This window comes from Mesobacillus selenatarsenatis SF-1 (assembly GCF_000813125.1).
GTDB classification, from domain to species: Bacteria; Bacillota; Bacilli; order Bacillales; family Cytobacillaceae; genus Mesobacillus; species Mesobacillus selenatarsenatis.
Window position 1 is genome coordinate 1 of the sequence record NZ_BASE01000124.1, and the last position, 26,296, is coordinate 26,296.

The window sequence follows — 26,296 nt, forward strand, 5'->3', positions numbered from 1 at the left end:
GTTTTTTGCATCAGCAAAATAACTAAAAAAATCTCTTGCAAAATAAATAAAAGACAGTATAATAGATATTGTCTTCAAAAAATGTCTGGTGACGATAGCGAGAAGGTCACACCCGTTCCCATACCGAACACGGAAGTTAAGCTTCTCAGCGCCGATGGTAGTTGGGGGTTTCCCCCTGTGAGAGTAGGACGTCGCCGGGCAGTTTTAAATGGAGGATTAGCTCAGCTGGGAGAGCATCTGCCTTACAAGCAGAGGGTCGGCGGTTCGATCCCGTCATCCTCCACCATTTTCCTTTAATGCCGGTGTAGCTCAATTGGTAGAGCAACTGACTTGTAATCAGTAGGTTGGGGGTTCAAGTCCTCTTGCCGGCACCTTTTGTACGAGCCATTAGCTCAGTCGGTAGAGCATCTGACTTTTAATCAGAGGGTCGAAGGTTCGAGTCCTTCATGGCTCACCAATGTTTTTTTACGAAAGTAAAATAACATTTAATCAAATATGCGGGTGTGGCGGAATTGGCAGACGCACCAGACTTAGGATCTGGCGCCGCAAGGCGTGGGGGTTCGACTCCCTTCACCCGCACCATTTTTTAAAACATTAAATTTGCGGAAGTAGTTCAGTGGTAGAATACAACCTTGCCAAGGTTGGGGTCGCGGGTTCGAATCCCGTCTTCCGCTCCATAGTTCTTAAGCCGGGGTGGCGGAACTGGCAGACGCACAGGACTTAAAATCCTGCGGTAGGTGACTACCGTACCGGTTCGATTCCGGTCCTCGGCACCACCAAGTTAGCTATTAAATAATTACATTTGCGCCCGTAGCTCAATTGGATAGAGCGTCTGACTACGGATCAGAAGGTTATGGGTTCGACTCCTTTCGGGCGCGCCATTATATTTTCTCTTTATCGGGGAGTAGCTCAGCTTGGTAGAGCACTTGGTTTGGGACCAAGGGGTCGCAGGTTCGAATCCTGTCTTCCCGACCATGCTACTTATTTTATATGGGGCCTTAGCTCAGCTGGGAGAGCGCCTGCCTTGCACGCAGGAGGTCAGCGGTTCGATCCCGCTAGGCTCCACCATATTCACTTAAAATAATAATTTGGCGGTGTAGCTCAGCTGGCTAGAGCGTACGGTTCATACCCGTAAGGTCGGGGGTTCGATCCCCTCCGCCGCTACCAAATTCAATCTGGTTGAACCTATTCAATCTAGGATATCCTGGACCTTTAGCTCAGCTGGTTAGAGCAACGAGCAATGCATCAATGAGATTGCTTCGAGTTGTACCCATCGAGCTGCTGCTTGAATAGACTTTCTGAGATGGGGACAGACCCACTAGGATACTTCACAACCTAGATCAATCCAGCTAAACATGGACCTTTAGCTCAGCTGGTTAGAGCAGACGGCTCATAACCGTCCGGTCGTAGGTTCGAGTCCTACAAGGTCCACCATTGCTTATTTTAACACGGAGGTATACCCAAGTCTGGCTGAAGGGATCGGTCTTGAAAACCGACAGGCGGGTAACACCGCGCGGGGGTTCGAATCCCTCTACCTCCTCCATTATCTTATTAAATATTATCGTCGCGGGGTGGAGCAGTCCGGTAGCTCGTCGGGCTCATAACCCGAAGGTCGCAGGTTCAAATCCTGCCCCCGCAATCTGGTCCCGTGGTGTAGCGGTTAACATGCCTGCCTGTCACGCAGGAGATCGCCGGTTCGATCCCGGTCGGGACCGCCATTTTAATTATCAGTAACATAGTGGGCTCAGTAGCTCAGTCGGTAGAGCAGATTGCTCACTTCCTGAATAAGCTCCTGCGTCACTCTGCGAGAAAGACCGAAGGTCATTCCAGCAAAGGACTTAAACCAGTTAAATTATAGGATACACTATTATAGTGGCTCAGTAGCTCAGTCGGTAGAGCAAAGGACTGAAAATCCTTGTGTCGGCGGTTCGATTCCGTCCTGAGCCACCTTATTTAATTTCAATTAATATACAATAATAGATATGGCGATTGTGGCGAAGTGGTTAACGCACCTGATTGTGGTTCAGGCATTCGTGGGTTCGATTCCCATCAGTCGCCCCATTTTTTGCGGGTGTAGTTTAGTGGTAAAACCTCAGCCTTCCAAGCTGATGATGAGAGTTCGATTCTCTTCACCCGCTCCATAAGGGCCTATAGCTCAGCTGGTTAGAGCGCACGCCTGATAAGCGTGAGGTCGGTGGTTCGAGTCCACTTAGGCCCATTTTTTATATTATTCCGCAGTAGCTCAGTGGTAGAGCACTCGGCTGTTAACCGAGCGGTCGTAGGTTCGAATCCTACCTGCGGAGCCATTTTTATGGGGAAGTACTCAAGAGGCTGAAGAGGCGCCCCTGCTAAGGGTGTAGGTCGGGTAACCGGCGCGAGGGTTCAAATCCCTCCTTCTCCGCCATAAGGCCCCTTGGTCAAGCGGTTAAGACACCGCCCTTTCACGGCGGTAACACGGGTTCGAATCCCGTAGGGGTCATAAGGAAAGCTGTTAGCAATTATGCTAACGGCTTTTTTTTATTTATTTAAGGTCAACAAATTGAATCTATAGCTTAGTCAGTTAGGTACTACTTAACTTAATAAGGGGATTAAACTTCGCAATCTTATCCCATGATTTCATTTGAATAGAGAGTAGACACCATCGATTACAGAACGATCAGGGCATTCGTCGTTCGATCAAAAATCCCAGAACTAGTTATAAACTATCTCCAACCCCTGTGTCTCTCCTTACCAAAAACTTACACTCAACTGAAAGTAATAAAACTCCTAAAGTAACATGAAAACGCTATCAACCAAAAATAATTTTCCGCTGATTCTCTCTATCAATCCCAATAAAATCAACTGAACCTACCAAAAAAATATTATTCAATTTCAATTTTCGTTCTCCAAATTTCGCGTAATTGGAAGATTTAGTACATTAAAGCGCTACCATTTAGTTGAATTTGTCGAAAGCACCACATTTATAACTATTATTGTCGAAATATTAAAAAAATGTTTACAAGGAATTTCGGATGGTAACTAGAATACTACTGAAAAAGGGAATTTTTATAAGTTTTGCAGAAGGCAGGTGGAAGAATCTTGGTGACTAATCCTACAGAGTTTGAATTGCATTTGTTCCATGAAGGCAATCTGTTCCAAAGCTACAATTTATTTGGAGCACATGTCATTAAAAGTGGAACTGAAACATATACTCGATTTTGTGTGTGGGCTCCAAATGCGACTCAGGTAAGGCTTACAGGTGAGTTTAATAATTGGGATGGGAATGACTATGAGCTTCATAAAGTCAATCAGGAGGGGGTCTGGCAGCTCGCTCTTGAGGGGGATCTGACCGGTACCATTTATAAATATGAGATTGTAACGGAGTCGGGTGAGCGATTGCTCAAATCTGACCCTTATGCTTTTTTCTCGGAAGTAAGGCCAAATACGGCTTCGATCGTCTACCCAATGGACGGCTATAAATGGAATGACCAGAAATGGCTGCAAAAGCGTGAAAAGAGGAGCACACTTGGCGAGCCGATGTTCATCTATGAACTTCATGTAGGTTCCTGGAAAAAGCATGATAATGGTTCGTTCCTTACATACCGTGAGCTTGTTGATGAATTGATTCCGTATATTATTGCGCATGGATACACACATATTGAAATATTGCCTCTAACTGAGCATCCGCTCGACATCTCATGGGGCTATCAATCCACTGGTTATTTTTCGGTTACGAGTCGATATGGAACGCCTCATGATTTCATGTATTTCGTTGATATGTGCCATCAAAACAATATTGGGGTCATTCTTGATTGGATTCCGGGGCATTTTTGCAAGGATGCGCATGGGCTGTATAAATTTGATGGCAGCTATGTGTTTGAATATCAGCGTGAGAATGATCGTGAGAACCAGGTTTGGGGAACAGCCAATTTCGACCTGGGAAAAACAGAGGTACAGAGCTTCCTGATCTCGAGTGCGCTTTTCTGGCTGGAAAAATATCATATCGACGGCTTCAGGGTTGATGCAGTGGCCAATATCATCTACTGGCCGAATTCAATTCAGGCTGCGAACCAGTATGGAGTAGATTTTTTAAAGAAGCTGAACAAAGCAGTCAAAGAGTATGAACCGGGAGCGCTGATGATTGCAGAGGATTCGACTGATTGGCCGCAGGTGACGGCTCCTGTGGAGTATGGCGGTCTTGGTTTTACATACAAGTGGAATATGGGATGGATGAATGACACTTTGAAGTATATGGAGGAAGAATCCCATAACAGGAAGCATATACATGATAAAGTTACCTTTTCGCTGCTTTATGCATTTTCAGAGAATTTTGTCCTGCCTTTTTCACATGATGAGGTTGTTCACGGGAAGAAATCGCTTCTTGATAAGATGCCGGGCGATTACTGGCAAAAGTTCGCACAACTCCGGCTATTGCTTGGGTTCATGGCAGCGCACCCCGGCAAGAAGCTGACCTTCATGGGTACAGAATTTGGGCAGTTTTCGGAATGGAAAGACAAAGAACAGTTGGACTGGAATCTCCTCGATTATGAAATGCATGAAAAGGTGAACCAATATAATAAGGAACTTATCAAATTGTATAAGCGGTCAAAGCCGCTGTATGAGGTCGATCAAAGCTATGAAGGCTTTGAGTGGATCGATGCTGATAACCGGGACCAGTCGATTTTTTCTTTTATCAGGAAAGGAAAGAATCCTGAAGAACTCCTGGTCATAGTTTGCAATTTCACAGAGAAAGTATATAGCGATTATCGAATCGGTGTACCGAAGCCTGGCGAATATCGGGAAATTTTGAACAGCGATGCTACAGTCTTTGGAGGTTCAGGCGTTATAAACAAAAAAGTTTTGAAAGTTGAAGAAATAGCCTTCCATGGAAGGCCATATTCTATAGAGATGAGCATTTCTCCATTCGGAATCTCAGTTTTACGTCCTGTTATAAAAAGAAAGGGGAGAAACAATCATGCAAAAGAAGAAATGCGTAGCAATGCTGTTGGCAGGAGGAAAAGGGAGCAGGCTGTACTCACTGACGAAGAATCTCGCTAAGCCTGCTGTCCCTTTTGGTGGCAAATATCGGATCATAGATTTCCCATTAAGCAACTGCACGAACTCAGGAATCCATACGGTGGGCGTCTTAACGCAATACCAACCTCTTCTGCTCAATTCCTATATTGGCATCGGCAGCGCATGGGATCTTGACAGGAAAGATGGTGGGGTGACTGTGCTGCCGCCTTATGCCGAGAGCTCTGAAGTAAAATGGTATTCTGGTACGGCAAGCGCAATTTTTCAGAATTTGAACTATCTTGATCAGTATAATCCTGAGTACGTCCTGATTCTCTCGGGTGACCATATTTATAAAATGAATTATGAATTGATGCTCAATTACCATATCGAAAAAGGTGCCGATGTGACGATCTCAGTCATTGAGGTTCCATGGGAAGAGACAAATCGTTTTGGCATCATGAATACGGATGCTGACTTTAAGGTTACTGAATTTGAAGAAAAACCAGCCGTAGCGAAAAATAATCTTGCTTCGATGGGGATTTATATTTTTAAATGGAGCGTTTTAAGGGAATATCTGATAAGAGACGATCAGAATCCAAATTCCAGTCATGATTTTGGGAAGGATATCATTCCTCTGTTAATACAAGAAAATATGAAATTATTTGCCTATCCTTTTAAGGGCTATTGGAAAGATGTAGGGACAGTACAAAGTCTTTGGGAAGCGAATATGGATTTATTGGATAAAGAATGTGAATTGAACCTGTTTGATCATTCGTGGCGAATCTACTCTGTTAATCCAAATCAGCCGCCGCAATATATTTGCCCTGAAGGAGAAGTGTCAGAGTCTCTTGTCAATGAAGGCTGCAAGATTGAAGGGGAGGTTTCCAGGACAGTCGTTTTCCAGGGAGTGACAGTGAAAAAGGGAGCTGTCGTTAAGGAGACCGTGATCATGCCAGATGCCGTTATTGGACATAACTGTGTGATAGAAAGGGCGATCGTTTCCCCAGGAGTCTATGTCCCGGATGGAACAATCATAAAGCCAGGAGAAAGCGCGCATGACATTACACTAGTATCAGAAGAAACAATCGGTGAATTGCAATCCAATTGAACCGATTCAGGAGGAAAAAGAAATGAACAAACAATTATTAGGAGTAATAGACGCGACAACCGTTCACGATGATCTCAAGGAACTTTCCATTCACCGGTCGGTGGCAGCGATCCCTTTTGGCGGTAGATACAGGCTGATTGATTTTATCCTTTCCAATATGGTCAACTCTGGTATTCAAAGCGTGGCGATTTTTCCTAAATTTCAATACAGGTCGCTGATGGACCATTTAGGGTCAGGCAGGAACTGGGATCTTAACCGGAAAAGGGATGGACTATTTTTCTTCCCTGCGCCTAACTTTGATAAACACTATACGGGAATCGGGACGCTCGACCACTTTGCTGATAACATAGATTTTTTTGAACGGGCTACACAAGAGTATGCATTGATCTCGAATTCTTATACGGTGTTCAATATGGATTTCCAGCCGCTGCTAGATTGGCATATCAAGTCAGGCTGCGATATCACGGAGGTCCAGAAGGAAGGGCAATCATTAGGAATATATCTTGTTAAAAAGACATTATTGATGGATTTAATCACGACGCGCAATGAAACTGGTTACTCGAATATGAGGGATGTCGCGACAGATCATGATAGCCAGTTCCATCTCTGTTATTACAATTTTGAAGGGTATGCCTCTATGGTTGATACAATTGAAAACTACTTCAGAACCAGCATGGACCTTATGAAGCCCGATGTCTGGAAGGAGCTGTTCACGAAGGATAGACCGATTCTGACTAAGGTGAAGGATGAGCCGCCTACCCGTTATGACGTAGATGCGTCCGTAAAAAATTCGATGGTTGCCAATGGCGGAATGATTGAAGGCACTGTCGAAAACAGCATCATTGCCCGCGGGGTAAAAATCGGCAAGGGTACCGTCATCCGCAATTGCATCATCATGCAGAAGACACAGATTAATGAGAATTGTCTATTGGATTCAGTGATTGTCGATAAGGATGCCAAAATTGAAGCAGGAACAGTGATTACAGCGCCAGCACACTCACCGGCTGTTATCCGCAAGGGTTCAGTCCAGGGAGTGGGGAGCACGTCGTGAAGGTATTATTTGCCGTATCGGAATGCGTCCCGTTCATCAAGTCAGGCGGCCTGGCGGATGTAGCGGGTTCTCTTCCGAAGGAATTGAATAAGCTTGGAGCGGATGTCAGAGTCATTTTACCGAAGTACGGATTGATACCTGAGAAATTCCGTTCTGAAATGAAGAAAGTGAAAGAGTATAATGTGCAATTAGGCTGGCGCTCGCAATATTGTGGCATTGAAACTCTTGAGCATGAAGGCGTTACTTTCTATTTTGTGGATAATGAGTATTATTTCAAGCGCGATAGCCTTTACGGACATTATGATGATGGGGAACGGTTCGCGTTTTTTAACAGGGCCGTCCTTGAATTTATCGCAGAGATCGAATTCTACCCCGATGTGATTCATTGTCATGACTGGCATACCGGGATGATTCCATTTTTACTCAGAACAGAGTACTATAAGCGGCCAGAATACGGGTTGATTAGGTCTGTGTTCACAATTCATAATCTACAGTTCCAGGGAATCTTCCCTCCAGAAGTATTAGGTGACCTTCTGCAGGTTGACAGTCGATATTTCAATGAAGAGCAGCTTGAATTTTTCGGGAATACCAATTTCATGAAAGCAGCTCTAATCGCTGCTGACCATATTACTACTGTTAGTCCTACCTATAAGGAGGAAATCCAGACAGACTTTTATGGTGAAAAGCTGGAGGGCATCCTGCGGAAAAGAAGCGAGGATCTATCCGGAATCCTGAATGGGATTGATCACGATTTATATGATCCTGAAAAGTATCCTGGATTGGCTGCCAATTTCGGAGTGGATTCACTTGAAAAAAGAGTTGAAAACAAGCTGCAGGTACAGCGTGATTTCGGTTTGCCGGAAAACGAGGAGATCCCTGTTGTGGCGATGATCACAAGGCTGACGAAGCAGAAGGGTCTCGATCTGGTCAGGGGAGTATTCCATGAAATCATGGCGACTGGAATGCAGCTGGTAGTGCTGGGAACAGGCGACCCTGAGTTTGAGCAATTCTTCAGGGAAATGTCAGCGCGTTATCCTGAGCAGTGTGGTGTATACATTGGCTTTGATGAGAATTTGGCCCATCAAGTCTATGCTGGCTCCGATCTGTTCCTGATGCCATCCAAGTTTGAGCCATGCGGGCTAAGCCAGATGCTCGCGATGCGTTACGGTGCTATTCCTGTTGTCAGAGAAACAGGCGGCCTGAACGATACTGTACAGCCTTACAATGAATTTAACGGTAAAGGCAACGGATTCTCCTTTGCAAATTTTAACGCCCATGACATGCTGTTTACGCTTGAAAGGGCACTGTCTTTTTATCATAAGCGCGAAAAATGGCTTAAGCTGGCGAAAAATGCTATGAAGACAGACTATAGTTGGGCACAGTCGGCCAGACAATACGAAGAATTATATTCCGATCTAATCTCAAGGAGTGAATCGCATGTTTTCTAGTGTTCCCCAATTCAAAAATGCTTTCTTGAAAAAACTCGAGATGATGTTTGGAACCAGCTTTGAAGAAAGCACGAGCCGGGAGCAGTTCCAGACTCTCGGGCATATGATCAGGGAGCATGTGAGTTCTGATTGGATCAAAACAAACGAACTATATCGTGCCGGAGCGAAAAAGCAGGTCTATTACTTGTCGATCGAGTTTCTGCTGGGCCGGCTTCTGAGGCATAACCTCATCAATTTAGGAGTGGAAAAAGTGGTCTGTGAAGGGCTCGGGGAGCTGGGCATTGAGCTGGATCAGCTGGAGGAAATCGAGGCGGATGCCGGGCTTGGCAATGGCGGACTCGGCCGCCTGGCTGCCTGTTTCCTTGATTCCCTTGCTTCTCTTGACCTGCCGGGACATGGCTGCGGGATTCGCTATAAACATGGACTATTTGAGCAGAAAATAGTGGATGGTTATCAAGTGGAGCTTCCTGAGCAATGGCTTAGGCATGGCCATGTATGGGAAATACGCAAAACGGATGATGCAGTCGAGGTCCCGTTCTGGGGTGAAATTGAAAGCAGGATGGAGAATGGGCGGCTTGTATTCAGGCATCTGAACGCTGAGACAATCATGGCAGTACCATATGACTTGCCTGTCATCGGCTATGAGACCCAGACTGTAAATACATTGAGGCTGTGGAATGCCGAGCCATCCAGGTTCCCGGCAAATGCGGATATTTTTAAATACAAAAAGGATACCGAATCGGTTTCTGAATTCCTATATCCGGATGATACGCATGATGATGGGAAAATCCTTCGTCTCAAACAGCAATATTTCCTGGTCGCATCCAGCTTGAAGGCGATTGTGAATTCTTTTAAAAAGAAGAATAAGAGTTTGCTAGAGTTTCATGATTATGTGAGCATCCATATTAATGACACGCACCCTGCGATTGCCGTTCCTGAACTGATGAGAATATTGATGGATGAGGAAGGCCTTGGGTGGGGCGATGCCTGGGACATCACCGTGCAGACGCTTTCCTATACGAACCATACGACACTGGCGGAGGCGCTGGAGAGGTGGCCAATCCGGATCTTCAAGCCGCTGCTGCCGCGTATTTTCATGATCGTCGAGGAAATCAATGAGCGCTTCTGCAAGCAGGTTTGGGAGCAGTATCCTGGCGACTGGGGCAGGGTTGAAAGTATGGCGATCATCGCCCATGACGAAGTGCGTATGGCGCCGCTGGCCATTGTCGGAAGCCACAGTGTCAACGGAGTTGCCCAGCTTCACACGGAGATCTTGAAAAACCGGGAGATGAACCTTTTTTATCAGTTTTATCCTGAACGGTTTAACAACAAAACAAATGGGATCACCCACCGCCGCTGGCTGCTGAAAGCGAATCCTGGCCTGTCGGGATTGATTACAGATGCTATAGGTGGTAGTGACTGGGTTTCTTCTCCTCAAAAGTTAGAGGAGTTAATGCGGTTTAAGGACGACTCCGCTTTCCTTGAAAAATTGCATGATATAAAGCAGGCAAACAAAGAGCGCCTGGCAAAGCGGATTTTGGATAAAACGGGGATACAGGTTGATACGGAATCGATTTTTGACGTACAGGTAAAAAGGCTTCATGCTTATAAGCGGCAGCTGCTGAATGTATTGCACATCATGCATCTGTATAATGCTTTGAAAAAGGATCCCGAAGCATTGCTTTATCCGCGCACATTTATTTTTGGGGCAAAGGCTTCTCCAGGTTATTATTTTGCCAAAAAGGTCATTAAGTTGATTAACTGTGTGGCTGATAAGGTGAATAATGATCCCGCAACGAATGGTAAGCTGAAGGTCGTTTTCCTTGAAAACTACCGCGTTTCCCTGGCCGAGGATATTTTTCCGGCTGCGGATATCAGTGAACAAATCTCAACCGCAAGCAAAGAAGCTTCTGGTACAGGGAATATGAAGTTCATGATGAACGGAGCAATGACACTTGGGACGCTGGATGGTGCCAATGTAGAAATAACCGATTTGGTCGGCAGGGAAAATATCTTCCTATTCGGGTTGACGGCAGAAGAAGTGCTAGATTACCAGCATAATGGCGGCTACCATTCGCTCGAATATTATCACCATGATGAGCGGATCCGGGGAGTGGTCGACCAGCTGGTCAATGGATTCTTCCCAGACACGGAAAACCACTTTAATGAAATCTATGATACCTTGCTTGGCCATAACGATCAGTACTTCGTATTGAGGGATTTTGCTTCGTATGCAGAGGCACACCAGGAGATCAGCCGGAGTTATTTGGATCGAAATGCATGGCTGCAAAAGAGTCTGGTTAATATTGCGAAGTCAGGTTATTTCTCCAGTGACAGGACCATTATGGAATATGCGGATCAAATCTGGAAGGTACAATCTGCTTTAAAAGTTTAAAAAGCTTTAGGCCAAATCTGAGACGATTTGGCCTTTTTGCTATGTCGGTGGATGAAAAGCAGAACGCGAGATGAGCATGAAGGCGGATCTAGTTGGCCGAGGTGGTATTGCAATCTTAACGAAGGGACCCTAGAGAGGTTTTATTAGCTTAAAGAGGACGCGGAATATAAACCTTCAGTTAGAAAGATTCTATAAGCCCAAAAAGCGGCAGAAGGGGCGAAAAGGTCTTATAGAAAGATTCTATTAGCAAAACGAGGCCATGAAACCAATAAGGTAAACAGAAAGCATTTCAATGCCTCAATAAGTGTAGATGCTGGCGCGGCCACTCTCTCTATAAGATCAACAAAGCGGTTCCAATCGTGATCAGTACAGCACCTGCAACGGTAGATTTTGTTGGTTTTTCTTTTAAAATGATAAAGCTCAGGATCATCGTCAATACGACGCTGAATTTGTCAATTGGATTGACAATGCTCACTTTGCCGATTGCCAGTGCTGCAAAATAACATAACCATGAGAAACCAGTTGCTGCGCCGGACAGGATCAGGAATATGTAAGATTTCCTGGAGATTTTCGTGAGTTCCTTCACAGTCCCCTGGAAAAACACAATTCCCCAGGCAAAAATAATGATTACCACTGTTCTGATGAAGGTGGCCACATTTGAATCAACATCTTCAATCCCGATTTTTGCGAGGATATTGGTCAGGGCTGCAAATATTGCTGACATGATAGCGAGAAAAATATATGATTTGGTGTTGAAAACCTTTTTTTCCTGCTTTTTCTTCTTTTTGTCTTTTCCAATCAGCACAAAGGTTCCAATAGATATAATGACACCACCAGCGACAACAGGCATTGTCGCAGGCTCCCTTAATACTATAAAAGATAACACAATCGTCAATACGACACTGGCCTTATCAATCGGGACTACTTTGGATACATCCCCAATTTGGATCGCTTTAAAAAAGGCAAGCCATGAAAGGCCGGTCGTCAATCCTGAAAGGACCAGGAAAATGAATGATTTCGTTGACAATGTGGTTATGTTTCCGGTTTGCCCAGTGATCACAACCATCAGGTAGGCCATGATCACAACGACTATCGTCCTGACGGCAGTTGCCAGGTTTGAATCGACATCCTCGATTCCGATTTTAGCGAGAATAGCAGTAAAGGAAGCAAATAGCGCAGCTAGTAAGGCTAAAATGATACTCATCGTTTATCTCCATTTCTAATAAGGTACTCTTAGTTTGGTAAACTGCAGTGGGAATATGCCTGTCCTTCAATCGAACAATGTACGTTACTTAGGTACTGGGCATACGATAGGTTGATAAAACCTGTGAAGGGAATGAAGCAAATTGTATAACGTTCCATCCTATTCCTATCCATATTATGTTGATTCCTCATCATACAGCCCAAGAACCAGCCAAAATAGCCATCAGCAAGTACTTGAAGTTCTGCTTGCTGGGATAAAAGGGGAAGCTTCAGCAGTTGATTTTTACAGTCGCCTGGCGCAGTCAGCACCGAATCAAAGGCATAAGAAAGCGATACAGCAGGCTTTGGAGGATAAGCAAGTCCACTTAAAACAATTTACCGATCTTTTTGTCACACTTACGGGACAAACGCCGCAGTATCAGATTGAACAAGTGAATTTTCGCTCTTATCAGGAAGGCCTGCAAAAGGCATATGAAGCAGAAGTAGAAGATTATCATGAATATCGAAACAGTTATTTGCTGACTCAGTATCTTCCGGTAGGGAATGTCTTCTTTAGGGCATTTGCGGATGAAATCGAGCATGCAACAAGATTTGGCTGTTTAAGGCAAGAAGGGCACAGGCCATTAATGGATAATGGAAAGCAGCCTTTTATCATAAATATTGAAGACGCTACCTTGCAAAACGAAACATTCCGTACAGCGATTTGGACAGGGAACAAGCTTCAGGTGACAGTGATGAGCATCGATGTCGGTGAAGATATTGGTCTGGAGGTCCATGAAACCGGTGATCAGTTCATCCGAGTAGAAGAAGGAGAAGCGCTTGTACAAATGGGGGACAGCAAAGATAACCTCGATTTTGAGTCCAGGGTATCTGATGACTTTGCAATTATGATTCCTGAAGGAAAGTGGCATAATGTCACCAATATAGGTGATACAAAACTTAAAGTATATGTGATTTACGCTCCACCTGAGCATCCATTCGGAACGGTCCACGAAACAAAAGCAGATGCTGAAGCTGCCGAGTAAATATTGAATACAGGGATTGGAGGTGATACTCCAATCTTTTTTTATTTTCCGTATAATATCAACATTTTTTGGGCACTAATCGTGATAGTATGTATTCTTCTAAGAGGGTGTTTTTAGTTAAAAAAAGAAAACAAGAATTTATTTATCGCAGGCTTGATCCTGGGATTAGGATTGTTGGGCGCGATAGATGGAATAGTGTTCCACCAGCTGCTCCAGTGGCATCATATGGTTCTTAGCGATAATATTCAGTTGGAGATTTTTACAGACGGCTTATTCACTGCATTGTTTTCTGCAAAGCTCCTCTGGGGCGGAGTGAAAATTTTTCAGGATGCGCGAAAGAATCAGCTTGGATACAGCTGGAGAATTTTCCTTGGAGGGATATTCATCGGCGGCGGAGCGTTTAATCTCGTTGAAGGAATTGTAGATCATCATATCCTGCAAGTGCATCGGGTCAAACCATTGGCAGAAAATCCTTTAATGTACGACCTGGCATTTTTGGCGATTGGTGCTTTGTTAGTGGTCATTGGGTTTATGATCAAGCGGCTGGAACAGAATGCGTAAAGGTGAGGTGTAGAAATTGAAAAGGTTGAGAAGCTTTTTAGTCTTTTTCATACCATTCATCGTGTTCTTTTTTTATTTTACGAGTAATAATGAGCACAATCCTTCAAGTGCCAATGCATCAAAAAATCATATGGGTCATGGTATTGTAGAGATTCCAGAAGAATATCAAATTCCTACTGTTGATGTGAACGTGAAGCAAGATCCATCCGGTACGTGGCTATTGAAGGTAAAGACAGAGCACTTTATGTTCGCTCCGGAGAAGGTAGGGGTAAAAACGCCAAGCTATAATGAAGGACATGCCCACTTATACATCAATGGGAAAAAGATCAATCGGCTGTATGGAGAATACTACAACCTTGGTGACTTGAAGAAGGGGAAGAATGAAATAATGGTTACACTCAATTCCAATAATCATGGAATATTGGCTTATAGAGGGAAGCCAATCAGTAGTAATGTAGTTGTGGAAAACGGAAAGTTAATGGAATGGTGTAACAAGCATCGCGCACCAATTATGTCCCTGGCCGAGCGTATTGGTGCCCTGTTTTCGGAAAATATTGATATTTAGGTATCCAATCGAGCGTATTGGTGCCCTGACTCTCGGAAAATGTTGATATTTAGGTAACCAATCGGCCTAATTGGTGCCCTGTTTTTCGGAAATATTGATATTTAGGTAACCAATCGACTTTATTGGTGTACATATTTTCCAAAGATTTGCGATTATCGTCTCCAATCAGCTTTATTAGCACCTATTTTACATAATGTCACAATTTTGTTGCCAAAAAGGAAAAATCCCTTCCAAAAAACAGCCTCAGTCCCAAAAGTGAACTGAGGCTGTTTTCCTTATTCATTTTTCTTTTTGTCATCATTAATATAACTGTCTCCCTCTTTATAAGGGATATCTCCAAGCTCGGACTCGATTCCGGCTTCGTCCAGCATTTCCTCGTATTCCTCTTCGGTATCACTCTGGAATACTTGTCGGTCATCACCTTCAATGTCAGTGGCGCTGAAGGATTCATAGTCTTCCGTGAACCCTTTTTCTTTTTCATTATCAATGTAGAGCTTATTGTAGTCTTCATGATCTCCAGTAAGATCAGAAGGTGTTTCAGATGTACCGAACTCGGCTACATCATTGAAGCTGTTCCTGTTGTCGGTCATTTCTTCGTTTTGCCTGCGATCGAAGTCGGCTTCATGGGTATATTCAAGAACATCTTCTTCAGCTGGACGGTCATTTGAAAGAGTTTGTTCGGCAGAGTGCTCGACGCAATATAAAGTATAAGGTACGGCTTCAAGTCGCTCAAAAGGAATCTCTTTCCCGCATTCCGCACATTTTCCGTAGGTGCCATCCTCGAATGATTTAAGAGCGCTATTAACTTTTTCAATCTGGTCATCATGATGCTCGTCCATCGCCAGATTTTTGCTGCGCTCAAACAGCTCTGTCCCGCTGTCAGCAGGATGATTATCGTAGGAAGAAAGTTCTCCTGTCGCTTCACGCTGGCTGCCCTCGAGATAGCCTTCCTCTTCATTGTTTTTTATTTGTGAAATTAGCGTTTCTTTTTCATCTATAAGCGTTTGCTTTAGTTGACTTAGCTGGTCATTTGTCAGCATATTTACACATCCTTAGTTTTAATTCGGCGTCATACGTACTAAATACCCGCTCGTGATTTTAAGAAACATAGAAAAAGCTTCCGCCAAAGGCAGAAGCTTCTCAAGTGAAATTATATTAAACTGATGAAAATGCCTACAGATAAAAGTAATCCGAAAATGGTATTGGTCTTTGCTGTCGCTGCCATTGCCGGCATCATTTGCAATGGATTTGATTTCCCGATGAAGCCTTTCGTTGCTTTTACAGCCTTAGGAATGCTGAGGGCAACAATCGCAAGCCATGGCGAAACGACTCCAGCAATGATTAAGCCGATTACCCACGCGTAGGATACAATGAACATACCCGCGAGCAGCCTGATAGCACCATTTCGTCCAAGCAGGATAGCCAGTGTTTTCCGGCCGAATTCCTTGTCGCCATCAAGGTCTCTAATATTATTCGCAAGCAAAATCGCGCCGACTAGCAAAAAGCTAGGAATAGAAACAAGTACACTTGTAGGAGTTACCGTGCCAGTCTGGATGTAGAAGGAAATCAGGATGATCAACACGCCCATGAAAAATCCTGCGACAAGCTCACCGAAAGGAGTGTAGGCAATTGGCAATGGACCGCCTGTGTAAAGATAACCAGCAGCAAGGGAAACGACACCGACAGCAGCGACCCACCAGCTAGTACTCATGCAAATATAAATGCCAAGAAGGACTGAAATTCCATAAAGGCCAAACGCCAGATTCAAGACCGTTTTAGGCTTAATGCCATGGCGGACGATCGCTCCGCCGATCCCAACGGAATTTTCATTATCAAGTCCACGTTTAAAATCATAATACTCATTGAACATATTCGTTGCTGCCTGGATTAGCAGGCTTGCTATTAACATCGCGAGGAAGATTCCCCAATGGATTCCACCGCTGTATTCTATCGCTAAAGCAGTCCCCAAAAGGACAGGGGCAAATGCGGCAGTCAAAGTGTGCGGCCGTGTAAGCTGCCACCAGACTCTCCAGTCTGCGCCATTGACTGCTGGTGAAGAACTAGGCTGTAGCTGTGGTTGCATAACTAATTCTCTCCCTTATATATCAATCTATCAAACCTTTATATTTTATCTAAAAGAACCAAAATTGTCAAAAAGACCTTTCATATCTAGGCTAAATTACCTTACAATTAATAGTGTAGATATTCACATATACACTGTCAATTAGTATTTTCACGTATAATGAGGATGGATTTTCCAGATTGTCTCAGCTGTTTGCGTGTAATATATAATAAGGATGATAATAGGTTAGGAAAGCCCGCCATTATTGACATCGTGATGTATGAGGTGTATCTTAAAATAAGCTTTAAAACGTGTGATAACAGATGAGAGGCTGTTATTGGGGGGATATTTTTGGTTGCCATTCAGGAAACGGAACTTAGACAGGGAATTCTTGATGCGATTGAGCGAGCCAAAGGACAATCTCAGTCGGTTTTGGTCAGCGAGGTCCATAAAATAGATCGTATAGATCCTTTTTATTTTTTTGCTTCAGGCAGGGAAAAGTTTTTTGGAGAACGCTTTTTCTGGAAGGATCCTGAAGGGGAAGACTTCCTAGCTGGATTGGGTATATGCGGACAAATACAGTCGGATCAGGGAGCTGACCGCTTTTTTCATGTTGAAAAAGAGTGGAAGCGCTTCATGGGTACAGCACTGGTGTTTAATAAACACAATGTAAATGGAACAGGGCCATCTATGTTTGGCGGATTTACCTTTGATCCACTGAAGAAGAAAACGAGCTTATGGTCCAAATTTTCCGAAGCTCTTTTCCACATTCCGAAATATATGCTGACTATTGTCAAGGGAGAGGCGTACTTTACAACCAATGTAATCTGCACCCAACACGACGATATGTCACTATTTGATAAAGTCACAAGGGAGAGGGAAGAGGTTCTTTCGAACGCTGGACAGAAACCAGCGCTAGGCAGGCTTGATCTTAAGGATATTATTGAAATTGATCCTGAGGCATGGAAGCAGACGGTAACTGATGTTGTAAACGGTTTTGAAAATAGTGAACTGAAGAAGGTCGTGCTTGCTAGGGAGTTGCGTCTTCACTTTACAGATGAAGTACAGTCAGAAAGTGTCCTGGCGAATCTGCTTGAGAATCAGCATAAAAGCTTTACATTTGCCTTCGAATCAAATGGTGATTGCTTTATCGGAGCTTCTCCTGAACGGTTGGTCAAGAAGGATGGAGCAAGTCTGTTTTCAGCCTGCCTGGCCGGTTCGATCGCCAGGGGTATCACTCCTGATGAAGATGAAAGTCTCGGCGAGGAGCTTTTAACAGACGAGAAAAACTTGATTGAGCATCAATATGTGGTGGATATGATTAAGGGAGCGATGGAAGAAACCTGTGATGAGGTGATTCTTCCTGAACAGCCTGTATTAATGAAAATGAAATATATTCAGCATTTGTATACACCTGTAATCGGGAGGAATCGGGAAGGTACATCACTGCTTCATTTAGTAAACCGACTTCACCCGACTCCTGCACTGGGCGGATTGCCGAAGCAGGCAGCAATCGTGAAAATAAGGGAAATTGAACAACTTGATAGAGGCCTTTATGCAGCACCTGTTGGCTGGATGGATTATCAGGGAAATGGTGAATTTGCCGTAGCGATCCGCTCAGGACTGATTCAGGGAAATGAGGCATCGCTATTTGCAGGCTGCGGCATTGTGGCAGATTCAAATGCCGAAAGCGAATATAAAGAGACTAGCATCAAGTTCAGGCCGATGCTTACAGCACTTGGAGGAAAGATCACATGAGCCACCAGGAAGGTTTAACAGCATATATCGCAGCATTCGTTGCGGAATTATCCAAAACAGGAGTGAAGGATGTTGTCATCAGTCCTGGATCGAGGTCAACGCCAATGGCACTCGTTATGGCTGAGCATCCAGACCTGCGCATCCATATCCAGGTCGATGAACGATCTGCTTCATTCTTCGCCCTTGGAATTGCGAAGGCTACTCGAAAGCCTGTCGCTTTGCTTTGTACGTCAGGAACAGCTGCTGCGAACTATTATCCAGCAGTGATTGAGGCCAGTATTTCACGGATTCCGTTGATTGTCCTGACAGCAGACCGGCCGCATGAATTGCGTGATGTCGGTGCCCCGCAGGCGATTGACCAGATTCATTTGTACGGCAAGAATGTAAAATGGTTTGTCGAAATGGCACCGCCGGAAAAAACGGAGGATATGATCCGCTATGCCCGGACTGTTTGTGGCAGGGCAGCGGCTACTGCTGCAAGCTATCCACAGGGACCTGTCCATTTGAACTTTCCATTCAGGGAACCGTTGATTCCGATTATGGATGAAAACATGTTCGAACTGCCTGAACGCGTTGGCGGATATGTGGAAATCGAGACAGGACGCCTTAGTTTATCTGATCAAACGTTTGCGGCAATCAGTGAGGATATTGCTTCATATAAGAAGGGGATTATTGTCTGCGGGCAGCTCGACAACAGCGAATTTGCAAATGAAGTCATTGCCCTTGCTGATATATTACAATTCCCAATCATCGCTGATCCACTGTCACAATTGCGAAGCGGAGAACATGATGGCCAACACATCATTGATGCCTATGATGCGTTTTTAAGGAATGAAGATGCGAAGGAAGCATTGAAGCCGGATGTGATTATCCGGTTTGGAGCAATGCCAATCTCAAAAGCTCTGACTATTTTTATAAAAGAAAATCGGACTGCCCGACAATTCGTTGTCGACAGCGGCGCCGGCTGGCGTGAACCTACGATGTCGGCTTCTGAAATGATATATTGCGATGAAGCTTTGTTCTGTAAAAAAATTGGTGAGGCTGCTGCACCATCAGGCAATCCTGACTATCTGAATAAATGGCTCACCGTCAATGAACTAGCCAAAGAACAGTTGTCTGCTATTTCTCAAGTTGAGGACTTAAGTGAAGGGAAGCTATTCCAACAGCTCACTGAAATGCTTCCGGAAGACTCGACATTGTTTGTCGGAAACAGCATGCCAATCCGGGATCTTGATTCTTTCTTCCTATTAAATAAAAAGAATATCAAGGTAATGGCAAACAGAGGAGCAAACGGTATAGACGGTATCGTTTCTACCGCACTTGGTGTAGCCAGTGTATCGCAGCCATGCTACCTTGTATTGGGCGATTTGACATTCTATCATGATCTAAACGGTTTATTGGCTTCAAAATTATATAATATCGATATCAATATTTTGCTGATCAACAATAATGGCGGCGGAATCTTCTCGTTCCTGCCTCAGGCAAAGGAACCAAAGCATTTTGAAAAGCTTTTCGGTACACCTTTGGACTTGGATTTCAGCCATGTTGTCGAAATGTACAACGGGAAATATGATTTAATCAAAGATTGGGAGCAATTTTCAGAGACTTTGGCCAAAAACCAAGAGGTTGACGGCTTAAAAGTGATGGAAATCAGGACAACAAGGGATTCCAACCTGAAGGAACATCGAGATTTGTGGAATTCTGTTTCCCGGGAAATAACTACTATGCTAAAAGGTGACACGAAATGAAAACCATGATTAACGGCGTACGATATCATGTCGAGCAGTACGGCGATGGTTTTCCCCTTGTGTTGCTCCATGGCTTTACGGGCGCGGCTTCTACTTGGAAGCCGTTTTGTCCTATATGGGGGAATCATTCAACGTTACTGATGGTGGACCTTATTGGCCACGGGGAGACTGAATCGCCTGGCGATACGGCGCGATACAACATCAAGAAAGCTACTGATGATTTGAAAGTGCTTCTAGACCAGCTAGAGATTGAGAAAACCGATATGCTTGGGTATTCTATGGGTGGCCGTATAGCTATCACATTTGCAAGTATGTATCCCGAAAGAATCAGGAAGCTGGTCCTTGAGAGCACTACACCCGGCCTCGAGAATCCTGCAGACCGGGAAGCTCGAGTCCAGCAGGACCAGAAGCTAGCTATGAAGATTGAAACAGAAGGCCTTGAAAAATTCATTAGTTTCTGGGAATCAATTCCGCTTTTTCAATCACAGTTGAATCTTCCGAAAGAAATAAGGGAACAAATAAGGAGTCAAAGACTGAGGAACAACCCTGTCGGACTCTCCAACAGTCTGAGGGGGATGGGGACGGGTGCTCAGCCTTCATGGTGGGACAAGCTAACGACTTTTGATTTCGAGACTCTTTTGATTACAGGCGAACTCGATGATAAGTTCTGTAAAATAGCTGCTGACATGGCTTCAAAGCTTCCAAATGCGAAACATTTGTCGATAATTGATTGCGGCCATGCAATTCATGTGGAAGAACGTGAAAAATTTGGTACAATAGTAAGTGAGTTTTTGTCGAATACATAATAGGAGGTAGTCTTAATGACAGTTGAATGGGTTTCAGAACGCAAGTATGAAGATATTCTGTATGAAACATATAATGGCATCGCCAGAATTACCATTAACCGCCCGGAAGTGCGCAATGCATTCCGTCCTAAAACGGTTATGGAATTGATCGATGCATTTGCTTATGCACGCGACGATGCCAGTGTTGGCGTAATCGTCCTGACTGGTGCTGGAGATGATGCATTCTGCTCCGGTGGAGACCAGAAAGTGCGCGGACATGGCGGATACGTTGGTGAAGACCAAATTCCTCGCTTGAATGTCCTTGACCTTCAGCGTTTGATCCGTGTAATTCCTAAGCCGGTAATCGCTCAGGTTAAAGGGTACGCAATTGGTGGGGGACATGTTCTTCATGTTGTATGTGACCTTACTATTGCAGCAGATAACGCAATTTTCGGCCAGACTGGACCAAAAGTCGGAAGCTTCGATGCTGGTTACGGTTCAGGCTACCTTGCAAGAATCGTCGGTCACAAAAAGGCTCGCGAAATCTGGTTCTTATGCCGTCAGTACAATGCCCAGGAAGCTTTGGACATGGGTCTTGTCAACACAGTTGTACCTCTTGACCAGGTTGAAGAGGAAACACTCAAGTGGTGTGAGGAAATCCTTGAGAAGAGCCCAACCGCGCTTCGCTTCCTGAAAGCTGCGATGAACGCTGATACTGATGGACTTGCTGGACTTCAGCAAATGGCAGGGGACGCAACTTTGCTTTACTACACAACAGAAGAAGCGAAAGAAGGCCGCGATGCGTTCAAAGAAAAGCGCAAGCCTGACTTCGGCCAGTTCCCAAGATTCCCTTGATTTATAGTTTACCCACAGCTTGATGGACTTCCATCAAGCTGTTTTAGTATGTAGAGAAGAGGTGACATCCATGACTGAAACCATGCCAAACTGGCTGAAAAAGCGGGCGGATCTGTCTCCGAACCGCGAAGCACTGATTTTCGAAGGGAATACATATACGTTTAAACAAGTTTTTGAGAAGGCTAAGTCCTATGCAGCGAAGCTGGGAGCAATCAGTCTGAATAGAGGGGAAACAGCAGCGGTGCTGTTTTCGAATCAGGCTGAATCTGTGTTTATTTTATACGCCTTGCAAATGGCTGGAATCAGGACGGTTATTTTGAACAATCGCCTTACATCTGAAGAGCTGTCATGGCAGCTTGGTGACAGTGAAGCGAAAGTATTGTTATATGAGACTCGCTTTAATGATAAAGTGTCAGAGATTAATTATGACATAAGAAATATTAGTTCTGATGAATGGAGCCAGTTGCAGGAAAAGACTGTCACTATTCTCGAAGAGTACAATTTAGACGAAGTAACGACGATCATGTATACATCAGGCACGACCGGCAATCCGAAGGGTGTTATGCAAACTTATGGCAACCATTGGTGGAGCGCAAACGCGTCAGCTCTCAATCTTGGATTGCATGAACATGATAAATGGCTCTGTACCGTTCCTATCTTCCATATTAGCGGCTATTCTATTTTGATGAGAAGCCAGATATATGGAATGCCAGTTATTCTTCATTCCTCTTTTGAAGAAAAAAAGGTAATTGAGGATATTCGAAAATATCAAGTTACAGTGATGTCTGTGGTCAGTACGATGTTGAGGAGAGTCCTGGCGGAGCTTGGCTCAGAAAAACTGCCGGTCTCCTTCCGTTGCATGCTGCTGGGCGGTGGACCTGCGCCGCTCCCTTTGCTAGAAGCATGTCTTGATAAAGATATTCCTGTGTTCCAGACATATGGAATGACGGAAACATCGTCACAATTTGCAACTCTATCACCGGAGTACAGCATTCAACGCCTTGGTTCTGCCGGTAAAGCTTTATTCCCTAATCAGATCAGGATTGTCGATTCTGATGAGCAGGATATTCCACAGGGAGCCGAGGGAGAGATCCTGGTCAAAGGTCCAAATGTGACGATTGGCTATTTGAATCGTCCAGATGTAACTGCTGATAAAATCCGGGATAAATGGCTTCACACAGGTGATATCGGCTATTTGGACAGTGAAGGCTTCCTTTATGTCCTTGATCGCCGCTCAGATTTAATCATTTCAGGAGGTGAAAACATCTATCCTGCCGAAATTGAAGGCGTACTGCTTTCACATCCCGGGGTTTCCGATGCTGGAGTGATTGGGGCATCAGATGAAAAGTGGCAACAAGTGCCTGTGGCTTTTATTGTGAAAAGCGATCCAGATATTTCTGAAGATGCATTGTTGGCTCTTTGTGAAGAGAAACTTGCAAAATACAAACTTCCGAAAAAATTCTACTTTGTAGAAGACCTGCCAAGGAATGCCGCGAAAAAATTATTAAGACGCAAACTACGCGAGTGGCTTGAAGCGGAGGGGGATGCTATTGGACATTAAAGGTGTTAAACTATCAATCGTCAAAATGCCATTGAAAAACCCGTTCACCACCCATTTAGGTTCAGTGACAGAGAGAGAAGCGATTATCGTCGAGGTTGAGGACCGTAATGGTTTTATTGGCTACGGTGAAGGTGTCGCCTTTTCATCACCATGGTATACGGAGGAGACCGTCCAGACCTCGTATCATGTCCTGAAAAATTTTCTGATTCCTCTTTTGAGGAAAAAAGGGATAAGTCATCCTGAAGAAGCCTCTCTCTTATTCAGCTCGGTTCGTCGGAATCATATGGCAAAGGCAGCGCTTGAAACGGCATTATGGGATTTGCGGGCTAAAATAGAAGGTATCCCATTATCGAACCTGATTGGCGGAACTATGGAATCGATCCCTGCGGGTGTGGTTGTAGGGAATAATCTACCGGAGGCACTGAAACAAATTGAAGGTTATCTGGAGCAAGGATTCAAGCGGGTTAAAGTAAAAATCAGTCCGGAAGATGATTTACATTATATCTCTGAAATTCGTAAGCAGTTCCCGGACTTGCCGTTGATGGCGGACGCCAATTCTGCTTACTCTTTGGAGGATGTTGACCGCTTAAAAGCACTGGATGATTTCGGCTTGCTGATGATCGAGCAGCCGCTGGGATATGACGACATCATTGACCATGCCAAACTGCAATCTCAAATAAAGACGCCTATATGCCTTGATGAAAGCATCGTCACTTTTGAAGACGTAAGGAAAGCAATCGATCTTGGTAGCTGCAAAGTAATCAATATTAAAATTGGCCGGGTCGGTGGACTGGGTGAAGCAAAGCGAATCCACGATTATTGTGTTTCAAAAGGAATCCCAGTCTGGGCAGGCGGAATGATTGAATTTGGGATTTCAAGAGCACATAATATCGCTCTTGCGTCGCTTCCTGGATTTACGATACCAGGAGATATCTCCGGTTCTGATCGCTATTGGGAAAAAGACATAATCCAGCCGGAAATCACGGTTTATGATGGTATGATTAAAATGCCAGAAGGACCTGGGATTGGCTTTAAACTAAATACAAAGCGAATGAAGGAAGTTACAGTATTTGAAGAAATATTCGAATTTTAGAGTGGAGGAGCACTGCTTAGGCAGTGCTTTTATTTTTTTTGAAGCTGGAAAAAATCAGCGCTATTTTCCAGTTCGCTATAAAAAGTATAATTTCGCTATAAAAAATTGTTTTTCGCTATAAAAGATAAATTTTCGCTATATAAATGAGAATTTCGCTATAAAAATGAATTTTTAGCTATAAAAAAGGATTGGCAATCTTTTTGGCAAAGATTTTGATCAAAAAATACAATCAGTATCAAAAGTTGAGGTACTTCTGTCTGGTAATTGAATGAAATTGATAGGAATTCAAGTTAAACCTCTAGTTGAAAAGAACTATTTTACAATAGTGTGATTTGAATCACTTAGTCTGCTGAAAAATTTTATTATAATCACTATGGGAATGAGGTTAAACACCTCGACGAGTAGATATTGACATAGGGGAGTGTATATTATGCTAGATCAAAAAACAATTGAAATCATAAAATCTACAGTACCGGTTCTAGAAGTTCACGGTGAACAAATCACGACAGTATTCTATAAAACTATGTTTGAAAATCATCCAGAACTTTTAAATATTTTCAACCATGCGAACCAAAAGCAGGGAAAACAGCAAAGAGCGTTGGCTGGAACTGTCTATGCAGCTGCAAAATACATCGACAACCTTGAAGCAATCCTGCCGGTTGTAAACCAGATCGCCCATAAGCACCGCAGCCTTGGCATCCTTCCTGAGCATTATCCGATTGTTGGAAAGCATTTACTAATTGCAATCAAAGAAGTCCTTGGTGATGCGGCTACAGACGAAATCATAAATGCCTGGGCTGATGCATACGGAGTAATTGCAGACGCATTCATTTCGGTTGAAGCGGAAATGTATGATGCAGCAGCGAACCAAAAAGGCGGCTGGGATGGCTTCCGTCCATTTATTGTTGGAAACAAAGTCGAGGAAAGTGAAGTCATCACTTCTTTTTACCTGAAGCCAGTAGATGGAAAAGAAATTGCTGCCTTCAAGCCAGGACAGTATATCAGCGTCAAGCTTGAAATCGAAGGAGAAGATTTCACTCATATCCGCCAGTACAGCTTGTCAGATGCACCTGGTAAAAGCTACTACCGTATCAGCGTTAAAAAGGAAGCTGGCTTGGAGACTCCAGATGGCAAGGTATCCAACTACCTGCACAGTAGTGTAGAAGAAGGCGAAGTCCTGCAAATTAGCGCTCCTGCTGGTGACTTCTTCCTTGATACAGAAAAGGTCACGCCAGTTGTATTGATAAGCGGTGGTGTTGGTCTGACTCCAATGGTTAGCATGCTTAACACAGTTGCAGACCTTCAGCCGGAAAAAGAAGTTACCTTCATCCATGCAGCTCAAAACGGCAAAGTCCATGCACTTAAAGACGAAGTAGCTTCCACAGCTGCAAAAGCAAAGGTGAATTCAGTGGTATTCTACGATCAGCCAACTGAAGAAGACCGCGAGAACAGCAGCTTTGATGTAGAAGGTTATATTACGAAAGAATGGCTAAAAGAAAATGTGGATATTGCTCAATCTGACTTCTATTTCTGCGGCCCGGTACCATTCATGAAAGCAATCAACGCAGCGTTAAAAGACCTTGGCGTCACAGATGACAGAATCCACTTCGAATTCTTCGGACCAATGGCAAGCCTTGAAGTTTAATATTGCTCAGCTCCCTTCATAATGGAGGGAGTTTTTTACTATATTATCAAAAATGTTATTGACTTCCTGGAAAATTCTGAATAGAATACTGATTAATAACTTTTAAAAGCGATGAAGAGAAAAAGTAAATTGTCCTTGTTTTTTACAGAGAGCTTCGGCAGCTGAAAAGAAGCAAAAACAGGCATTTGAAAAATGGTCTCTGAGCTCCGTCCTGAACGTGCCTTTTTGCATAAGTAGGATTCGGCGAGATTTGGCACTCGTTATCAATGTCACAGTATAAGAGCAAGCTTTTTGCTCCGTACTTGCTGAGGCGAATAGTGTGAACTATTTGCGAAATAAGGTGGTAACACGTGGGATTCCAAACCTCGTCCTTAACTATTGCAGTTAAGGGCGGGGTTTTTATTTTTTATAGGCACTTTTTTTAAAAAGAGACACGAA

General features: G+C 44.0%; 18 protein-coding genes, 21 tRNA genes, 1 rRNA gene and 1 other annotated feature. Of the genes, 37 read left to right on the forward strand and 3 right to left on the reverse strand.

Features of this window, described 5'->3' with window-relative positions; all coding sequences use genetic code 11:
• Window positions 1-84: 84 nt before the first annotated feature.
• The 27 genes from rrf to TY49_RS21905 all read left to right on the forward strand — a co-directional run bounded on the left by rrf (window position 85) and on the right by TY49_RS21905 (window position 10,997).
• Window positions 85-200 (forward strand): 5S ribosomal RNA (gene rrf / locus TY49_RS21775).
• Window positions 201-210: 10 nt separating this feature from the next.
• A tRNA-Val gene (locus tag TY49_RS21780) sits at window positions 211-286 on the forward strand.
• A 12-nt stretch (window positions 287-298) separates the two neighbouring features.
• Window positions 299-371 (forward strand) — tRNA-Thr (locus TY49_RS21785).
• 10 nt (window positions 372-381) lie between these two features.
• Window positions 382-457: transfer RNA gene (locus TY49_RS21790), tRNA-Lys, on the forward strand.
• Between the two features lie 40 nt (window positions 458-497).
• Window positions 498-582: transfer RNA gene (locus TY49_RS21795), tRNA-Leu, on the forward strand.
• A gap of 20 nt (window positions 583-602) precedes the next feature.
• A tRNA-Gly gene (locus tag TY49_RS21800) sits at window positions 603-677 on the forward strand.
• A 10-nt stretch (window positions 678-687) separates the two neighbouring features.
• Window positions 688-776, forward strand: a tRNA-Leu gene (locus TY49_RS21805).
• Window positions 777-804: 28 nt separating this feature from the next.
• Window positions 805-881 (forward strand) — tRNA-Arg (locus TY49_RS21810).
• A gap of 17 nt (window positions 882-898) precedes the next feature.
• Window positions 899-975: transfer RNA gene (locus TY49_RS21815), tRNA-Pro, on the forward strand.
• A 17-nt stretch (window positions 976-992) separates the two neighbouring features.
• Window positions 993-1,068, forward strand: a tRNA-Ala gene (locus TY49_RS21820).
• A 22-nt stretch (window positions 1,069-1,090) separates the two neighbouring features.
• Window positions 1,091-1,167 (forward strand) — tRNA-Met (locus tag TY49_RS21825).
• A 190-nt stretch (window positions 1,168-1,357) separates the two neighbouring features.
• A tRNA-Ile gene (locus TY49_RS21830) sits at window positions 1,358-1,434 on the forward strand.
• A 16-nt stretch (window positions 1,435-1,450) separates the two neighbouring features.
• Window positions 1,451-1,543, forward strand: a tRNA-Ser gene (locus tag TY49_RS21835).
• A 22-nt stretch (window positions 1,544-1,565) separates the two neighbouring features.
• Window positions 1,566-1,639: transfer RNA gene (locus tag TY49_RS21840), tRNA-Met, on the forward strand.
• A 3-nt stretch (window positions 1,640-1,642) separates the two neighbouring features.
• A tRNA-Asp gene (locus TY49_RS21845) sits at window positions 1,643-1,718 on the forward strand.
• A gap of 156 nt (window positions 1,719-1,874) precedes the next feature.
• A tRNA-Phe gene (locus tag TY49_RS21850) sits at window positions 1,875-1,947 on the forward strand.
• 38 nt (window positions 1,948-1,985) lie between these two features.
• Window positions 1,986-2,061 (forward strand) — tRNA-His (locus TY49_RS21855).
• 6 nt (window positions 2,062-2,067) lie between these two features.
• Window positions 2,068-2,141, forward strand: a tRNA-Gly gene (locus tag TY49_RS21860).
• Between the two features lie 3 nt (window positions 2,142-2,144).
• Window positions 2,145-2,218, forward strand: a tRNA-Ile gene (locus TY49_RS21865).
• A 13-nt stretch (window positions 2,219-2,231) separates the two neighbouring features.
• Window positions 2,232-2,306, forward strand: a tRNA-Asn gene (locus TY49_RS21870).
• Window positions 2,307-2,313: 7 nt separating this feature from the next.
• Window positions 2,314-2,404: transfer RNA gene (locus TY49_RS21875), tRNA-Ser, on the forward strand.
• A 3-nt stretch (window positions 2,405-2,407) separates the two neighbouring features.
• Window positions 2,408-2,479: transfer RNA gene (locus TY49_RS21880), tRNA-Glu, on the forward strand.
• A gap of 599 nt (window positions 2,480-3,078) precedes the next feature.
• Entirely contained in the window at window positions 3,079-5,037 is a 1,959-nt protein-coding gene (glgB, locus tag TY49_RS21885) for a 1,4-alpha-glucan branching protein GlgB (RefSeq protein ID WP_041968012.1), read from the forward strand.
• Window positions 4,955-6,103, forward strand: a complete 1,149-nt coding sequence (locus TY49_RS21890) for a glucose-1-phosphate adenylyltransferase (protein ID WP_041968013.1) — start codon at window positions 4,955-4,957, stop codon at window positions 6,101-6,103. The genes glgB and TY49_RS21890 overlap by 83 nt, the downstream gene beginning before the upstream one ends.
• 22 nt (window positions 6,104-6,125) lie before the next feature.
• Window positions 6,126-7,154, forward strand: coding sequence for a GlgC family sugar phosphate nucleotidyltransferase (locus TY49_RS21895; RefSeq protein ID WP_041968014.1), 1,029 nt, complete (start codon window positions 6,126-6,128; stop codon window positions 7,152-7,154).
• A complete protein-coding gene (gene glgA, locus TY49_RS21900) occupies window positions 7,151-8,602 on the forward strand; it encodes a glycogen synthase GlgA (RefSeq protein ID WP_041968015.1) in 1,452 nt (483 codons plus the stop codon). Before TY49_RS21895 ends, glgA begins: the two co-directional genes overlap by 4 nt.
• Window positions 8,592-10,997 (forward strand): glycogen/starch/alpha-glucan phosphorylase, encoded by a 2,406-nt coding sequence (locus TY49_RS21905; protein ID WP_041968016.1) that lies wholly within the window; start codon window positions 8,592-8,594, stop codon window positions 10,995-10,997. Before glgA ends, TY49_RS21905 begins: the two co-directional genes overlap by 11 nt.
• A 331-nt stretch (window positions 10,998-11,328) precedes the next feature.
• Here the strand turns inward: TY49_RS21905 and TY49_RS21910 are convergent, their stop codons facing one another.
• Complete coding sequence (locus TY49_RS21910; RefSeq protein ID WP_041968017.1) at window positions 11,329-12,201, reverse strand: EamA family transporter; 873 nt, start codon at window positions 12,199-12,201, stop codon at window positions 11,329-11,331.
• A 142-nt stretch (window positions 12,202-12,343) separates the two neighbouring features.
• Between TY49_RS21910 and TY49_RS21915 the strand changes: the two genes are divergently transcribed.
• The 3 genes from TY49_RS21915 (at window position 12,344) to TY49_RS21925 (ending at window position 14,351) form a co-directional block, all read left to right on the forward strand.
• Window positions 12,344-13,225: a cupin domain-containing protein gene (locus TY49_RS21915; protein WP_041968018.1), complete on the forward strand. Its 882-nt coding sequence runs from the start codon at window positions 12,344-12,346 to the stop codon at window positions 13,223-13,225.
• Window positions 13,226-13,378: 153 nt separating this feature from the next.
• Window positions 13,379-13,786, forward strand: coding sequence for a DUF2243 domain-containing protein (locus TY49_RS21920; protein ID WP_269745789.1), 408 nt, complete (start codon window positions 13,379-13,381; stop codon window positions 13,784-13,786).
• Between the two features lie 16 nt (window positions 13,787-13,802).
• Window positions 13,803-14,351, forward strand: a complete 549-nt coding sequence (locus tag TY49_RS21925; RefSeq protein ID WP_052442266.1) for a hypothetical protein — start codon at window positions 13,803-13,805, stop codon at window positions 14,349-14,351.
• A 275-nt stretch (window positions 14,352-14,626) separates the two neighbouring features.
• On the opposite strand, the gene TY49_RS21930 is transcribed toward TY49_RS21925, so the two are convergent.
• Both TY49_RS21930 and TY49_RS21935 read right to left on the reverse strand, forming a co-directional pair.
• Window positions 14,627-15,391, reverse strand: coding sequence for a TraR/DksA C4-type zinc finger protein (locus TY49_RS21930; RefSeq protein WP_041968020.1), 765 nt, complete (start codon window positions 15,389-15,391; stop codon window positions 14,627-14,629).
• 110 nt (window positions 15,392-15,501) lie between these two features.
• Window positions 15,502-16,434: a 1,4-dihydroxy-2-naphthoate polyprenyltransferase gene (locus TY49_RS21935; RefSeq protein ID WP_041968021.1), complete on the reverse strand. Its 933-nt coding sequence runs from the start codon at window positions 16,432-16,434 to the stop codon at window positions 15,502-15,504.
• Between the two features lie 330 nt (window positions 16,435-16,764).
• On the opposite strand from TY49_RS21935, the gene TY49_RS21940 reads away from it, so the two are divergent.
• From TY49_RS21940 to hmpA, 7 genes are all read left to right on the forward strand, one after another.
• On the forward strand, window positions 16,765-18,171 hold the full coding sequence (locus TY49_RS21940) for an isochorismate synthase (protein ID WP_041968022.1): 1,407 nt from the start codon (window positions 16,765-16,767) through the stop codon (window positions 18,169-18,171).
• Entirely contained in the window at window positions 18,168-19,919 is a 1,752-nt protein-coding gene (gene menD / locus TY49_RS21945) for a 2-succinyl-5-enolpyruvyl-6-hydroxy-3-cyclohexene-1-carboxylic-acid synthase (RefSeq protein ID WP_041968023.1), read from the forward strand. The genes TY49_RS21940 and menD overlap by 4 nt, the downstream gene beginning before the upstream one ends.
• Window positions 19,916-20,725: a 2-succinyl-6-hydroxy-2,4-cyclohexadiene-1-carboxylate synthase gene (gene menH / locus TY49_RS21950; RefSeq protein ID WP_041968024.1), complete on the forward strand. Its 810-nt coding sequence runs from the start codon at window positions 19,916-19,918 to the stop codon at window positions 20,723-20,725. Before menD ends, menH begins: the two co-directional genes overlap by 4 nt.
• Window positions 20,726-20,740: 15 nt before the next feature.
• Window positions 20,741-21,559, forward strand: coding sequence for a 1,4-dihydroxy-2-naphthoyl-CoA synthase (gene menB, locus TY49_RS21955; RefSeq protein WP_041968025.1), 819 nt, complete (start codon window positions 20,741-20,743; stop codon window positions 21,557-21,559).
• A gap of 70 nt (window positions 21,560-21,629) precedes the next feature.
• Window positions 21,630-23,120: an o-succinylbenzoate--CoA ligase gene (locus TY49_RS21960; protein ID WP_041968026.1), complete on the forward strand. Its 1,491-nt coding sequence runs from the start codon at window positions 21,630-21,632 to the stop codon at window positions 23,118-23,120.
• Window positions 23,104-24,213 (forward strand): o-succinylbenzoate synthase, encoded by a 1,110-nt coding sequence (menC, locus tag TY49_RS21965; RefSeq protein WP_156972750.1) that lies wholly within the window; start codon window positions 23,104-23,106, stop codon window positions 24,211-24,213. Before TY49_RS21960 ends, menC begins: the two co-directional genes overlap by 17 nt.
• 430 nt (window positions 24,214-24,643) lie before the next feature.
• Window positions 24,644-25,858 carry an NO-inducible flavohemoprotein gene (gene hmpA / locus TY49_RS21970; protein ID WP_041968028.1) on the forward strand — a complete coding sequence of 405 codons (1,215 nt, stop codon included), beginning with the start codon at window positions 24,644-24,646 and terminating at the stop codon, window positions 25,856-25,858.
• Between the two features lie 102 nt (window positions 25,859-25,960).
• Window positions 25,961-26,234, forward strand: a binding site (T-box leader).
• Window positions 26,235-26,296 lie beyond the last annotated feature (62 nt).